17 protein-coding genes and 1 other RNA gene are annotated in these 13,639 nt (G+C 69.9%); 8 read left to right on the forward strand and 10 right to left on the reverse strand.

What is annotated here, in order from left to right:
* Positions 1-46: 46 nt before the first annotated feature.
* The 4 genes from GC203_RS16295 to ssrA all read right to left on the reverse strand — a co-directional run bounded on the left by GC203_RS16295 (position 47) and on the right by ssrA (position 2,435).
* A complete protein-coding gene (locus GC203_RS16295; protein WP_293456639.1) occupies positions 47-823 on the reverse strand; it encodes a C13 family peptidase in 777 nt (258 codons plus the stop codon).
* Position 824: 1 nt separating this feature from the next.
* A complete protein-coding gene (locus tag GC203_RS16300; protein ID WP_293456641.1) occupies positions 825-1,313 on the reverse strand; it encodes a PaaI family thioesterase in 489 nt (162 codons plus the stop codon).
* A gap of 16 nt (positions 1,314-1,329) precedes the next feature.
* On the reverse strand, positions 1,330-1,833 hold the full coding sequence (locus GC203_RS16305) for a ClpXP protease specificity-enhancing factor SspB (RefSeq protein WP_293456644.1): 504 nt from the start codon (positions 1,831-1,833) through the stop codon (positions 1,330-1,332).
* 239 nt (positions 1,834-2,072) lie between these two features.
* Positions 2,073-2,435, reverse strand: a transfer-messenger RNA (tmRNA) gene (gene ssrA / locus GC203_RS16310).
* Positions 2,436-2,573: 138 nt separating this feature from the next.
* Here ssrA and GC203_RS16315 point away from each other — a divergent pair.
* Positions 2,574-3,158 carry a septation protein IspZ gene (locus GC203_RS16315; RefSeq protein ID WP_293456647.1) on the forward strand — a complete coding sequence of 195 codons (585 nt, stop codon included), beginning with the start codon at positions 2,574-2,576 and terminating at the stop codon, positions 3,156-3,158.
* Positions 3,159-3,163: 5 nt separating this feature from the next.
* Here the strand turns inward: GC203_RS16315 and ilvN are convergent, their stop codons facing one another.
* Together ilvN and GC203_RS16325 are read right to left on the reverse strand one after the other, a co-directional pair.
* Complete coding sequence (gene ilvN / locus GC203_RS16320; protein WP_293456650.1) at positions 3,164-3,712, reverse strand: acetolactate synthase small subunit; 549 nt, start codon at positions 3,710-3,712, stop codon at positions 3,164-3,166.
* A gap of 32 nt (positions 3,713-3,744) precedes the next feature.
* A complete protein-coding gene (locus GC203_RS16325) occupies positions 3,745-4,272 on the reverse strand; it encodes a DUF4262 domain-containing protein (protein ID WP_293456653.1) in 528 nt (175 codons plus the stop codon).
* A gap of 64 nt (positions 4,273-4,336) precedes the next feature.
* Here GC203_RS16325 and GC203_RS16330 point away from each other — a divergent pair, with 64 nt between their 5' ends.
* The 5 genes from GC203_RS16330 to GC203_RS16350 all read left to right on the forward strand — a co-directional run bounded on the left by GC203_RS16330 (position 4,337) and on the right by GC203_RS16350 (position 8,009).
* Positions 4,337-5,113 carry an SDR family oxidoreductase gene (locus tag GC203_RS16330; protein ID WP_293456655.1) on the forward strand — a complete coding sequence of 259 codons (777 nt, stop codon included), beginning with the start codon at positions 4,337-4,339 and terminating at the stop codon, positions 5,111-5,113.
* 263 nt (positions 5,114-5,376) lie between these two features.
* Positions 5,377-6,399: a hypothetical protein gene (locus GC203_RS16335; protein ID WP_293456657.1), complete on the forward strand. Its 1,023-nt coding sequence runs from the start codon at positions 5,377-5,379 to the stop codon at positions 6,397-6,399.
* Positions 6,400-6,442: 43 nt separating this feature from the next.
* Positions 6,443-6,778: a DUF6665 family protein gene (locus GC203_RS16340; protein WP_293456660.1), complete on the forward strand. Its 336-nt coding sequence runs from the start codon at positions 6,443-6,445 to the stop codon at positions 6,776-6,778.
* A gap of 66 nt (positions 6,779-6,844) precedes the next feature.
* Entirely contained in the window at positions 6,845-7,369 is a 525-nt protein-coding gene (locus GC203_RS16345; protein ID WP_293456662.1) for a DUF1993 family protein, read from the forward strand.
* 7 nt (positions 7,370-7,376) lie between these two features.
* The gene (locus tag GC203_RS16350) at positions 7,377-8,009 is read left to right on the forward strand and encodes a glutathione S-transferase family protein (RefSeq protein WP_293456665.1); all 633 of its coding nucleotides are present in this window, start codon (positions 7,377-7,379) and stop codon (positions 8,007-8,009) included.
* 78 nt (positions 8,010-8,087) lie between these two features.
* On the opposite strand, the gene ybaK is transcribed toward GC203_RS16350, so the two are convergent.
* The 4 genes from ybaK to miaA all read right to left on the reverse strand — a co-directional run bounded on the left by ybaK (position 8,088) and on the right by miaA (position 11,889).
* Positions 8,088-8,558, reverse strand: a complete 471-nt coding sequence (ybaK, locus tag GC203_RS16355; RefSeq protein WP_293456666.1) for a Cys-tRNA(Pro) deacylase — start codon at positions 8,556-8,558, stop codon at positions 8,088-8,090.
* Between the two features lie 32 nt (positions 8,559-8,590).
* Positions 8,591-8,998, reverse strand: coding sequence for a GFA family protein (locus GC203_RS16360; RefSeq protein WP_293456669.1), 408 nt, complete (start codon positions 8,996-8,998; stop codon positions 8,591-8,593).
* Entirely contained in the window at positions 8,998-10,788 is a 1,791-nt protein-coding gene (locus GC203_RS16365; RefSeq protein WP_293456672.1) for an acetolactate synthase 3 large subunit, read from the reverse strand. The genes GC203_RS16360 and GC203_RS16365 overlap by 1 nt, the downstream gene beginning before the upstream one ends.
* Positions 10,789-10,959: 171 nt before the next feature.
* Positions 10,960-11,889 (reverse strand): tRNA (adenosine(37)-N6)-dimethylallyltransferase MiaA, encoded by a 930-nt coding sequence (gene miaA / locus GC203_RS16370; RefSeq protein ID WP_293456675.1) that lies wholly within the window; start codon positions 11,887-11,889, stop codon positions 10,960-10,962.
* On the opposite strand from miaA, the gene serB reads away from it, so the two are divergent.
* Both serB and GC203_RS16380 read left to right on the forward strand, forming a co-directional pair.
* A complete protein-coding gene (gene serB / locus GC203_RS16375; protein WP_293456678.1) occupies positions 11,876-12,778 on the forward strand; it encodes a phosphoserine phosphatase SerB in 903 nt (300 codons plus the stop codon). The two genes, miaA and serB, sit on opposite strands and share 14 nt — an antisense overlap.
* A 49-nt stretch (positions 12,779-12,827) precedes the next feature.
* The gene (locus tag GC203_RS16380) at positions 12,828-13,496 is read left to right on the forward strand and encodes an HAD family phosphatase (protein ID WP_293456680.1); all 669 of its coding nucleotides are present in this window, start codon (positions 12,828-12,830) and stop codon (positions 13,494-13,496) included.
* Positions 13,497-13,639 lie beyond the last annotated feature (143 nt).

Genomic DNA, 13,639 nt, shown 5'->3' on the forward strand with positions numbered 1-13,639 from the left:
GCGCCGACCATAGAGCATCTCGGCTGAGTCGCGGCGCCCGCCGGCTTCAGTCGTCCGTCTTGATGGCGCTGTCGAAGGCGTAGAACGGCAGCATGGGGCGAAGCTGCGCGCCGACCCACACCTGCGGTTCGGACGGCGGGCTCATCTTCTCGGCGATCTCGCGCCGGCTGACGCATTCGCGCACCGCATCGGCCAGGCCATCGAAATCGTGGGCGCCCGGCATCGACGACAGGAAGCAGTCGTCGAAGTAGGGGTACTTGTTGTCCTGGCCGCAGCCGAAGGATGTGCGGTCGGGCCGTGCGGCGGTCAGCACCATGCGGTTGGGTCGCGCCAGGGTCGGCACGAACACGCCCGAGAAGCACGCAGAGATCACGACTACCGTGGGACGCTTGCCGCAGCTGCGGTCGAGCATGGTCCCCAGCGTGCCGGGGAGGAGGATGGTCTGGTCGACCAGCGCGCCTTGCGGGGCTCCGTGCGAGGAGATGTAGAACAGGCACCCGCCCGGCGCCTTGGCCGAGAGGTCGACCAGCGCGTCGTAGATGCCCTGGAGGCTGGTCTTGCCCGGGTGGGTGTCGGCGTAGCGCTCGGGTCGCACCGAGAACTGACGGATGTTCGTCTCGGCGAAGCCCGCGTGCTCCAGCGCCAGGCTCACGTCGCGCCGGGCGTTGTCGAACGCCTCGGAAGGGCCGCCGTCGTGGGCGTGCCAGTCGCCGGCGACCACGACCGCCGACCAGTCGGAAAACGCCGAGGCCGCCGTCGCGCCGCCCGCCGCGACCAGCCAGAGGCTGGCGATCAGGGCGATCAGGCGGCCGGCGGCGAACATGTCACTTGGTCTTGTAGTTCGTGAAGGGCGTGGGGATCGCCGTGCCGGTCGCCTTGGCCAGCAGCCGGCCGTCGGGATCGTAGAGTTCGCCCTCGGTGAAGGCGACCTGGCGGCCCCACTTCACCACCTTGCCGATCCCCTTGATCTTCCCCGGCATGCCGGGGCGGAAGAAGCTGGTCTTCATCTCCAGCGTCGGCGCCACCGCGGTCATGCCCGAGGCCACCATGCAGGCCACGCTCATGCACTCGTCCAGCATGGCGCAGAGGTAGCCGCCCTGGATCTGCTTCATGGGGTTCAGCAGCAGTTCGGCCTTGGCGTCGAACTCGACCTCGACCGATCGCTCGGCCTGGCTCACCGACACCATCCGGAAGCCCAGGGTTTGCGATCCCGTCGGCTGGTTCTTGGTGCGCTGGAACCGTTGGAGAATGGCCTCGTCGGTCAGACCCTCCTCGTCGGTCCTGGAAGCCGAAGGGCTGGCGACGTCGGTCATGCGGGCTCCTGAACGGTCACTTCTTCCGGAACTGGTCGAGGGAGACGATCTTGGCCTCCCCCTCGGGCGCGGCGGTTGCGGCGGTCGCGGTTTCGGCCGGCTTGGCCTCGGGCGCGCTTTCGGCTTCGGCCTTGGCCGGGGCCGCCGCCGGCGGCTCGAACTGCAGCAGGAACTGCACGGACGGGTCGTAGAACCGGGTGATCGCCGCGTAGGGGATCGAAAGGCGCTTGGGTTGGCCGCCGAACTGCAGCGTCACCGAGAAGAACGTCTCGCCCGGCGCCAGGTCCCAGTACTGGTGCTGCAGCACGATCGTCATCTCGTCGGGATACTTCGACAGCAGATCGTGCGGGCCCGACACCCCCGACGCGTCGGTCTTGAAGGTGATGTAGAAGTGGTGCGCGCCCGGCAATCCCTCGGGCGAGGCGGCCCGCTTCAGCGCCGCCTTCGCGACGCCGCGCAACGCGTCCTGCGCCAGGGCCTCGTAGTTCATCAGGTCCTGGGTCGGCGGATCCTGCGCCACGGGCGCCTCCAAATGCGAACGGAACGCCCGGAAGGTAGCGCGTGGCGGGCTCTGCGCAAGGGAGAGTACAGAGGACGCCGCACGGACTGAGGAAGGTGAGGGGCTTCTGTCGCCAGGCGCCCCCGGACTCCTGATGAAAAAGAGGGGCGCCGCACGGACTGAGGAAGGTGAGGGGCTTCTGTTGCCAGGCGCCCCGAAGACTCTTCCTGGAAATGGAGGGCGCCTTCACCGATGTGGAAAGTGGAGGGCTTCTGTTGCCAGGCGCCCTCCGGGCCCCGCCTAAGGATCTGAACCCCTAGGGCTTAGGTCGGATGTCTACCGGACCGCATTACGCGGCCAGGCGAACTTCCTCAGCGAAGTTATCGTTCGCATTTAGTTTAAAGACCCGGGACGGTGGGTCATGCCGAGAGAAAGCAACGCCTTTACACGTCTGTCGATGCTGATCGGCCCCGCACTTTTCCGGCGATAACCCGGACAAGGTTTGGTGGAGCCGCCGGGAATCGCACCCGGGTCCAGTCCGCTTATTTCGCGCGCGTTTATCTCCATAGTCGGGCGAACCCGACGCGCCAGATATAGGCGCTCGCGATTGAGAAATGAAGAACCGGAAGCGGGCGCGCCATTCGCGAAGCGCGGACGGCGGGGTGGATTTCGCGGATCGCCGCGCATTCGTCGCGGACGGATTCACGGGTTCCCGCGGCCGGTCGCTAGCCTCAGGCCATCGTTTTCCGCAGGAGTTTTCGATGGGTAATCTGATGTTCGCGGCCAAGGGCCTCCTTCAGGATCTCGCCCCCACGCTCGTGTTCGCGCTGCTGGTCGCGCTAAAGGTGGATCCAGTGATCACCACCGCCGCGGCCATGGCCGTCGGCGTCGTCCAGATCATCGCCCTGCGGCTGCTGGGCCGCCAGATCGCACCCCTGCAATGGGCGAGCCTGGGCCTCGTGCTCGTGTTCGGCACGGCCAGCCTGCTGGCCCATGACGTCCGCTTCCTGATGGCCAAGCCCACGCTGATCTACGCCATCGTCGGGGTGGTGATGCTGAAGCGCGGCTGGATGCTGCGCTACCTGCCGCCGGTCGCCGAGGGCCGAGGCGAACGCGCCATGATCGCCTTCGGCTACGTCTGGGCCGGGCTGATGTTCGTTTCCGGCGCCGCGAACCTGGTGTTCGCCATCTGGTTCAGCTCGCTGTGGCCGCTGTTCCTGGCCGTCTTCCCGACCGTCTCGAAGGTCGCCCTCTTTGCGATCCAGTACGTGACCATGCGCGTGTTGATCGTCCGCCAGGTGAGGGCCGAGCAAGGGGCGGCGCAGGCCGAACCGCAGGCGGCGTAGGCGCCCTAGAAGACCTCGACGCCCCGCTGCATCGACAGCACGCCGGTCCGCGACACCTCCACCAGGCCCAGCGGACGCATGAGGTCGACGAACTTGTCGATCTTGGTCGAGGCGCCGGTCAGCTCGAAGACGAAGCTCTCGTGGGTCGTGTCGATCACCTTGGCGCGGAAGATGTCGGAGACGCGCAGCGCCTCCACCCGATCGGCCCCGGCGCCCTTCACCTTCAGCAGCGCCAGCTCGCGCTCGATGCCGTTGGGGTCGCGGGTCACGTCCTGCACGTGGCGGGTCGAGACCATCTTCTGCAGCTGGGCCTCGATCTGGGCCAGCACCTGCGGCGTGCCGCGCGTGACGATGGTGATCCGGCTGGTGTGGGCGTTGGCGTCGGTCTCGGCGACGGTGAGGCTGTCGATGTTGTAGCCGCGCGCGGCGAACAGCCCGACCACCCGGTGCAGCACGCCGGGCTCGTTGTCCACGATCACGGCGAAGGTGGCGCGGCTCTCGGGCGCTTCCTCATGGCTGAGGTCGTAGACGGAGGCGGGCTGCTGGTCGGTCATGGCGGCGGTTCCTGAGGGTCGCGCGTCAGGTGTCACACCCCATCCGCCACTTCAAGCGCGCCGCCGCCTGGCAGGTCTGGATCGAACGGTCTGAAGAGCTGGGGCTGGCAGCGTCGAACGCCTTCCGAGCATCCATCTTCCCAGGGGAAGCGGCCGGCGTTGTCAGGAGAGAACAACTGAAAGCACTCGACGGGCTCCCGTCGGCTCGCGCGGCTTTCGTAGTACCATTTTGTGAAATAGAACCACTGAAAGCCTAGGTACTGGCTTTCGCTCACGCGCCGCCAGCAGCACTCGAAGCCGAGATCGTTCCACAGAAGACCGTCTTCCAGGGAGAGGTTGGTGGTCGCAATGCACGCCTGGGCTTCAGCGATCAAGCGAGCGGCATCGTCCCCCGACAAGGTGAACGTGATCAGCTCGGGAAGCCCGAACCTCTCCCATAGGCCGACCGTATAGGCCCAACCGAAGTCCGGTCCTTCGACCGGCACAATCGTCCAGCCATTCGTCTCAATGTTCTTTCGCAGTGCGCGCTGAGTACGCCACATGCCAAGCTGTCGAAACATCGGTTCCTCCGGAACGCATCCACGCAGTTCCGCTTTTGTTCGTCAACTAGGGATTGCTGAGTTCATGGACCTGAATCTCGCCGGCCGCACGGTGCTGATCACCGGCGCTTCGAAGGGCATCGGCGCGGCGGCGGCCGAAGCGTTCGCCGAGGAGGGCTGCCACCTCATCCTGGCCGCGCGCAGCGGCGCGGCGCTGGAAGCGCTCTGCGAACGCCTGCGCTCGGCCCGCCAGATCCAGGCCCGGGCCGTCCCCACCGACATCCGCGACCCGGCCCAGCTCGCCGCCCTGGCCGAGGCGGGCAAGGACGCCGACGTCCTGGTCAACAACGCCGGAGACATCCCCGGCGGCACGCTGGAAAGCGTCGACGAGGAGACATGGCGCCACGCCTGGGAGCTGAAGGTGTTCGGCTACATCAACCTCACCCGCGCCATCTACGCCCACATGAAGGCGCGCGGCTCGGGCGTGATCATCAACGACATCGGCGCGGCGGGCGAACGGATGGACGCCGGCTATATCGCGGGCTCGGCGGGCAACGCGGCGCTCTACGCCTTCACCCGCGCGCTCGGCGGCAAGTCGCTGCGCGACGGGATCCGGGTGGTCGGCGTCAGCCCCGGGCCCGTCGAGACCGATCGCATCGTCACCCTGATGAAGACGGCCGCGGCCCGCCGCTTCAACGACGAGAGCCGCTACCGTGAGCTGATGGCCAACTATCCGCTGGGCCGTCCCGCCAAGCCCCGCGAGGTCGCCGACCTGATGGTGTTCCTGGCCTCCGACCGCAGCGCCTATACGACCGGCGCCGTGTTCACCGTCGACGGCGGCATCAGCGCCAGCCCGGGGTGAGCGTGGCCTTGGGAACACAGCTCCGGGCCGACGCCGCTGGGGCCTGTTCCCCGCGCTTGCCACGTCCCGGCGTTCCGTGAGACACGGCGCGCCTTCTCGAATGAGAGCCCACCGAATGAACACGCACGACACACAGCCGAGCTGGGACCGTCTGATGACGGCCGCCGCTCTCGTGCGCTTCGGCGGAAACCCCGGCGCACCCCCGATCAACCGCTGACGCCGGCGCTCCTGCAGGGTGCGCGGCGCACCCTTGGGAGCCAAAGATGTTCTTCCCCGTCCTGGGCGTCGGCGCGGCGCCCGCACAGTCCGGACCGAGCGCCCTGCTGCAGATGGTGGCGGGCGAATTCGCGCCGCGCGTGGCGGCGCTGTGGCCTGCGCCGCATGGCGAATTCCTCGCCGCCTCGGCGGTGCGCCGCCATCTCGTCTGTCTCGGGCTCGCGCTGGGCCGCGAAGTGAGGCCGCTCGCCGACCGCCTGCTGGGCGGCCGGGTGCGCGAAGCGATCCGCCTGCTCTTGGCCCGCCCGCCCGCCGGCCTGGAGCGGCTGATGGGTCGCGCGGGCGAGGTGGCGTGGGACGCCGAGGCCTACCGCGCCGCGATCCGGCTGCTGGAGCGGCGCGCGCCCGCCAAGGTGCTGCGTCACGCCGAGACGGTGGACGCGGCCCTCGTCCACCGCCTGGCCGGCATGCCCGAACCCATGGCCGAAGCGGCCGGACTGGCCGCCAGTCTGAGCCCCGAGGGCGTGCTGATGCTGCGCGAGGCCTATGAGGCGGTCGTGCTGCGCGACGGGCCGGTCGCGGCCCAGGCGGTGGCGGACGGCTGGGCCAGGGCGGTCACGCCCAAGGCGCTGTTCGAGGCCGTGCGCGACGACCTGACGCCCGAGCCGGCGCCGCCGCCGCATCCGGGCACGGCGCGGCTGCGGCCGCTGGCCACCAAGGCGGCGCTGAAGGATGCGGCGCGCCGGTTCCGCAACTGCCTGGCGGACCGCGGCTCGGACGCGGCCACCGGCTGGGCGGCCTTCTACGAATGGGAAGGCCAGCCCGGCGCGATCGTCTCCATCAGCCGCGACCACGTGTTCGGCTGGCGGCTGGACGAGGCGCGCGTCCGCGGCAACGCGGCCGTGCCGGAGGACGTGCGCGAGGAGATCGTCTCCGAGCTGGCCCTCATGGGCGTGCACGTCGGCCGCAGCGGCTGGGCGATCGACCGGCTGCTGCGCGAGGACGTGGGTCGTGGCTATCGCTACTGGCCGGCGACCGACGATGTGGCCGAGGCGTTCGGCGCCGACTGATCCATCGGCGCCGGGCGCTTCCCACGCCCTTGCCATCGGCGCCGTGGCGGCCAACATGGCGGCCATGTCGTCGTTGCGCATGCCCCAGAGCCTTTCGACCCGGCTCAAGGTCGAGACCGGCGAGGCCATCCTCCGCTACGAGCTGCTGGAGGAGCAGGCCCATTCCCTGGGCCGGGCCGGCCGCAAGGTCGAGGCCGCCCTGGCGGCGCTCAGCGAGCATCCGGGCGGGGAGGGCCGCGCCGAGGCGTTGCGGGCGGCGGCCGACGCCGTGTGGGGCTTCTTCGTCCAGCGCGAGGTGATGGGCCTGCGGGACCGCGCCGCGGTGATCGCGCAGTATGGCATTCCGCGCGAAGTGCTGGCCCGCCTGGGCGCGCGCTGAATCGGTTGGCTTCCGCAGGGCGATCCGGGCATAGCTCGGCCGAACAAGCCGCTTCGGGAGGGCCCCATGTCGATCTCGCTCTATGACTGCACCGTCCGGTCGTTCCTGCAGGTGCTGGGAAGCGTCTCGGGTTTCCTGGAACGCGGGCGGGCGCACTGCGAGGACAACGGCATCGATCTGGCGGGCGTGGTCGAGACCCGCATCTTCGACGACATGTTGCCTTTCCGCTTCCAGCTTGTCTCGGTGGCCCACCACTCGCTGGGCGCTATCGAGGGCGCCAGGGCCGGCGTGTTCCGGCCGCCGGGCGGCTCGGGCATGGACCTCGACTACACGGGCCTGCAGGGCCTGGTGACCGACGCCAAGGCCGCGCTCGAGGCGCTGAGCCCCGACGAGGTCAATGCGCTGGAAGGCAAGGACATGGTCTTCGAGATCGGTCCGCGGCAGATGCCCTTCACGGTCGAGGGCTTCCTGCTCAGCTTCTCCACGCCCAACCTGCATTTCCACGCCACGACCGCCTACGACATCCTGCGCTCCAAGGGCGTGCCGCTGGGCAAGCGCGACTACATGGGCCAGATGCGGCTGAAGGCCTGAGGGCCCGATGCAGCTCATCGGCCAGTACGATTCCCCGTTCGTCCGTCGTGTGGCCATCGCGCTGCGCCTCTACGGCATCGCGTTCGAGCACTGGCCGTGGTCCACCTTTGGCGACGCGGACAGGATCGCTCCGTTCAATCCGCTGCGCCGGGTTCCGACCCTGGTGCTGGACGACGGGACGGTCATCGCCGACAGCTGGGCGATCATCGACATCCTGGACCAGATGGTCGGCCCCGAACGGGCCCTGATCGCCGCCTCCGGGCCCGACCGGCTGGAGGCCATGCGCCTGATCGGGCTGGCGGCCGGCGCGGCGGACAAGAGCGTGGCGCTCGTCTACGAGCGGGTGCTGCGAGACGCGCCGCTCGAGGCCTGGGTCGCGCGCTGCCGCGGCCAGGTGGGCGGCGCGCTTGACCTGATCGAGGCGGCGCGGGCCTCGCGCGCCTCGCCTTGGCTGTTTGGCGACCGGATCGGCCACGCCGACATCATCCTCGCCGCCGTGGGCCGGTTCGTCGGCGAGGCGCTGGAGGGCGTGTTCGACATGGGCGCCTGGCCGGCGCTGGCCGCGCACTGCGCCCGGGCCGAGGCGATGGCCGAATTCCAGGAACTGTCCCAGCCGTTCAAGGTGGCCGCGCCGAAATGAGGGCGCCGCGCTCGGGGGCGCGACTACGTGGCCCTCCGGAGCGGCGGGAATCTCCATCCTTGCCCGACGCGCTTCGCCTCAGGTCACGAGCGCTACGATCGCGCCCAGCGCGCGGACCAGATCGGCGGGCGCCAGGCGCGCCTGCAGGCCGCGCTGGCCGGCGTTGACGAAGGCGGCGGACAGGGCCGCGGCGTCCGAGTCGATCACGGTCGGGACCGCCCGCTTCTGGCCGAACGGGCTGACGCCGCCCACGCGATAGCCTGTGATCCGCTCGGCGTCGGCGGGCTTCATCATCTCGGCGGATTTTGCCCCCAGCGCGGCGGCCAGCTTCTTCATCGAGACTTCGCGGTCCGAGGCCAGCACCACGCAGGCCGGCTTGCCGTCGGCCTTGACCATCAGGGTCTTCAGCACCTCGCCGGGCGGAACGCCGAGCGCCTCGGCCGCCTGCAGGCCCACCCGCTCGGCGTTGGGATCGTAGTCGTAGCTCGCCAGCGAATAGGCGAGGCCCGCGCGGTCGAGGGCGAGCGTGGCGGGGGTCGTGCGGCTCATCTTCCAGCGACGTCTGCGTCGTTCGGGGGAGGTCAGGCCGGGCCGGCGCCGGGATAGGCCGGCCGGTCGTCGTCGATGGGCCACCATGCCGCCCGCGAGGCGGCCTGGATATGGAAGCCCACCTCCAGGCCGGTATCGCCGTCCAGGGTCCCGGCGCGAAGACGCAGGGCGCCCAGGGCGTCATCGCGCTGGCTGAAGATCGGGCCGCCGCACGCGCCGCAGAACACCCGTCGCTTGCCGGGCGTGGCGCGGTGTTCGCGAAGCACCTCCTCGCCCTGGAGCAGCCGGAACGCCGAGGCGGCCACGGGGATGTTGGCCGCGAACGCCGAGCCCTGCGCCTTGCGGCATTGCCCGCAGTGGCAGAGCTGGATCGGCGCCAGCGCCCCCTCGACCTCGTAGCGCACGGCCCCGCAGAGGCAACCGCCGCGCCGCGCCGGCATCAGACGAGCCGCTTGCCGGCGTCGTCGATGATCGCGCCCAGGTCGCGGGCCTCCTCGGCCAGGATCATCTCGTTGTGCGCCTTGCCGGACGGGATCATCGGGAAGCAGTTCTCTTCCTTGGTGACCCGGCAGTCGAACAGGACCGGCTTCCTGACCGCGATCATCTCGGCGATCTTGTCGTCCAGCTCGTCGGGATGTTCGGCGCGCAGGCCGACGCAGCCGTAGGCCTCCGCCATCTTCACGAAGTCGGGCAGCGAGGCCGAGTACGAGTGGCTGTAGCGCTCGCCGTGCAGCAGCTGCTGCCACTGGCGCACCATCCCCATCCATTCGTTGTTGAGGATGAAGATCTTGATCGGCAGGTCGTACTGAACCGCCGTCGACATCTCCTGCATCGTCATCTGCACCGAGGCGTCGCCCGCGATGTCGATGACCAGGCTGTCCGGGTGGGCCATCTGCACGCCGACCGCCGCCGGCAGGCCGTAGCCCATGGTGCCCAGGCCGCCCGAGGTCATCCAGCGGTTCGGCTGGTCGAAGTGGTAGAACTGGGCCGCCCACATCTGATGCTGGCCCACCTCGGTGGTGACGTAGGTGTCGAGGTCCTTGGTGGCCGCGTAGAGCCGCTCGATGGCGTACTGCGGCTTGATCAGCTTGCCGTCGGGCCGATAGCGGAACGACTGGCGCGCCCGCCACGCGTCGATCTCCGTCCACCAGTCCTTCAGCGCCGTCTTGCTGACCGACAGGTTGCGGCTCTTCCAGGCGGCGATCAGGTCTTCCAGCACGCTGCCTGCGTCGCCGACGATGCCGATGTCGGCGCGCACGTTCTTGCCGATCGAGCTGGCGTCGACGTCGATGTGGATCTTGCGCGAGCCGGGCGCGAAGGCGTCGAGGCGGCCGGTCACCCGGTCGTCGAAGCGCGCGCCGACGGCCACCATGACGTCGCAGTCGTGCATGGCGTTGTTGGCCTCGAAGCTGCCGTGCATGCCCACCATGCCCAGCCACTGCGGGCTCGACGCGGGGAAAGCGCCCAGACCCATCAGCGTCGAGGTGACCGGCGCGCCGGTCAGCTCGGCCAGCTCGCGCAGTAGCAGCGCCGCCTTCGGTCCGGAATTGATGACGCCGCCGCCGGTGTAGAGGATCGGCTTCTTGGCCTTGGCGATCAGCGCGGCGGCCTCGGCGATGCGTCCGGCGTCGCCCTTCACGCGCGGGGCATAGTTGTGGGCGTGCTTCACCTCGGTGGGGCCCTGGTAGGCGCCCTTGGCGAACTGCACGTCCTTCGGGATGTCGATGACCACCGGGCCTGGGCGTCCGGACGTGGCGATGTGGAACGCCTCGTGGATGATCCGCGGCAGGTCGGCGACGTCCTTCACCAGATAGTTGTGCTTGGTGCAGGGCCGGGTGATCCCGATGGTGTCGCATTCCTGGAAGGCGTCGGTGCCGATCAGGTGGGTGGCCACCTGGCCGGTGATGACCACCATGGGGATGGAGTCCATCAGGGCGTCGACGATCCCGGTGACCGCATTGGTCGCGCCGGGGCCCGAGGTGACCAGCACCACGCCCGGCTTGCCGGTCGAGCGCGCGTAGCCCTCCGCGGCGTGGGTTGCGCCCTGTTCGTGGCGAACCAGCACGTGCTGCAGCCGCGGCTCGGCGAACAGCGCGTCGTAGATCGGCAGCACCGCGCCGCCCGGATAGCCGAACAGCGTGTCCACGCCCTGGTCGAGAAGGGCGCGCACCACGATCTCGGCGCCGGAGATCGTCGTGGTTTCGGCTTCGATCGTCTGGTGGGCGGACATGGGGGCGAACCTGGGCTTAAGGGCAATAAAAAAGGCCCGCGAGGGGGCCTGGACGAGCGACCGGTCGGTCCTGACGGCTAGGTCAGTCCGTTACGGTCGCCCTACGAGTACAAGAATCTTGCGCACGAGATTTCCCGCGATTGATCGTCTTGGGGCTTTCGCATGTCGCGCTCAGACCGTCAAGCCGGGGTTGAGCGCAAGAAACTGCCTCCAATGGTCGCGGGAATCGAGGCCGGACAGCCGCGGCCAGTCCGCCATCTGGCCGCGCATCCAGGTCGTCTGGCGCTTGGCGTAGCGGCGGGTCTCCTGCTGGGCGGCGGCGAGCGCAGCCTCGAGGTTCGTCTCGCCGCGCAGGTGAGCGGCAAGTTCGCGAACGCCCACGGCCTTCATGGCGGGCAGGTCGGGATCGAGGTCGCGGGCCATCAGCGCGCGGACCTCGTCCAGAGCGCCCTCGGCGACCATCCGCTCCAGGCGCGCGTCGCAGCGGGCGTAGAGCGCCGCCCGCGGCGGATCGATCGCCACGGCCCTCCAGCTTCCGGTGGGCAGGGCCCCGGCGGCGCTGGCCTGATGGTCGGTGAGGGAGACGCCGGTGGCGACATAGACCTCCCAGGCGCGGCTCAACCGCTGGCGGTCGCCCGCCGCGATGCGGTCGGCCGCCGCCGGGTCCACGCCCGCGAGGCGTGCGCGGAAGGCGTCTTCCCCCAGGGCCTCGAACTCGGTCGCCGTTGTCCGGCGCAGATCGGCGGCGATGGCTGGGATCTCGGCCAGCCCCTGGGTCAGCGCCCGGAAGTAGAGGCCCGTGCCGCCGCCGACGACGACGTCGCGCCCGCGCGCGCCGATGTCGGCGATCGCCGCGCTCGCCGCGCGCAGCCATCGGCCCACCGACCAGCCCTCGGCCGGATCGACGGTTCCGAACAGGTGATGCGGGGCCCGCGCCGCCTCCTCAGGGCTGGGCCCGGCGGTCAGCACGCGCAGGCCCGCATAGAGCTGCATGGAGTCGGCGTTGACGATCTCGCCGCCCACAGCCTCGGCCAGGGTGAGGGCCAGCGCCGACTTGCCGCTTGCGGTCGGTCCGGCGATCAGCCAGATGCGGCCGGTCATGGAACTCGTCCTCACCCTCGTCAGCCCCGACGCCGGCCTGGCCGGCGCAGCCGCGGATCGCGCGCAGGCAGCGCTCGCAGGCGCGGGCGTCGCCGTCAAGCCGCCGCGCGCCCTCGGGCCCGGGGCCTATGAACTGCCCCTGCTGGCCGACCGCGAGGCGGCGGAGTCGGTCGTCCACACCGAGCTGGACGGCCAGCCGGTCGACATCTGCATCCAGCCCGCGGCGGGGCGGAGGAAACGGCTGCTGGTGGCCGACATGGATTCGACGATCATCAATGTCGAATGCCTGGACGAGCTGGCCGACTTCGCGGGCCTGAAGGCCGAGATCAGCGCCATCACCGAGCGCGCCATGCGCGGCGAACTCGCCTTCGAGGGCGCATTGCGCGAGCGGGTCGGCATGCTCAAGGGCCTGCCCGCGACCGCGCTACAGCAGGCCTACGACCAGCGCGTGCGGCTCAATCCCGGCGCGCGGACGATGGTGCGCACCATGGCCGCGCATGGCGCGCGCTGCGTGCTGGTCTCTGGCGGCTTCACCTTCTTCACCTCGCGTGTCGCCGAGGCCGCCGGCTTCCAGGCCAACCGCGCCAACACCCTGATCGAGACGGCCGGCGCGCTCACCGGCGAGGTGGGCGAACCGATCCTGGGCCGCGAAGCCAAGCTGGCCGCGCTGCAGGAGGAGGCTGCCGCGCTGGGCGTCGAAGCCTCGTCGGCCCTGGCGGTGGGCGACGGCGCCAACGACCTCGCCATGATCCAGGCGGCGGGCCTGGGCGTGGCCTATCGCGCCAAGCCGATCGTGGCGGCCCAGGCCCATGCGAAGATCGACCACGCCGACCTGACCGCGCTGCTCTACTTCCAGGGCTACCGGGCGGACGAGTTCGTTACGGATTGAAGCGGGCTTTGATTTCCCTGCCGGGCCCGAACGCCGCTAGAGCCGCGCCATGACCCTGCCGCGCCCCGTCAAAGCCGTCGTGTTCGATATGGACGGCCTGCTCGTCGACACCGAGGTCGTCGTCTTCCGGGCGATGGGGCGCGCGGCTGGGGGCTTCGGCGGCGAACTGCCCTTCGACACCTTCAAGCGGATGGTGGGCCTGCAGCACGCCGCCAGCGACCGGATCGTCATGGAGCACTTCGGCGACGGCTTCGACCTCGACAGCTGGAACGCCGCCGTCTCCGCCCACTTCCGCGAGGAGCTTGCGGCCGGCATCGCGCTGAAGGCGGGCGTGCTGGAGATCCTCGACCACCTCGACGCCGTGGGCATGCCGCGGGCGATCGCCACCTCGTCGAACCTGGAATCCGTGCACGCCAGCCTGGGGCCGCACAGTCTGGTCGACCGCTTCCACGCGCTGATCACCCGCGACGTGCAGACGATGGGCAAGCCGAATCCCGAGCCGTTCCTGAAGGCCGCCTCGGCCCTGGGCGTCGATCCGGCGGCCTGCCTGGCGCTTGAGGACAGCCACAACGGCGTGCGCGCGGCCGCCGCGGCCGGGATGATGACCGTGATGGTGCCCGACATGCTCGACCCGACCGAGGAGATGCAGACGCTCTGCGTGCGCATCGCCCGTGACCTGCACGAGGTGCGCGACCTGCTGGCCGCGCAGGCGGGCTGAAAAGGCGCCCCTCCTCCCCCGGCCATGAAGAAGGAGGGGGCAAGTGAACGGGCCGCGGCTTGGGGCGCGCGGCGGGACTGCGAGATTACGCGCGTAATAACTTACGCTTGTAGTGCGCTAGGTCAAGAGGGCTGGCCCCGGCC

Source organism: Phenylobacterium sp., assembly GCF_016124325.1.
Classification (GTDB): Bacteria; Pseudomonadota; Alphaproteobacteria; order Caulobacterales; family Caulobacteraceae; genus Phenylobacterium.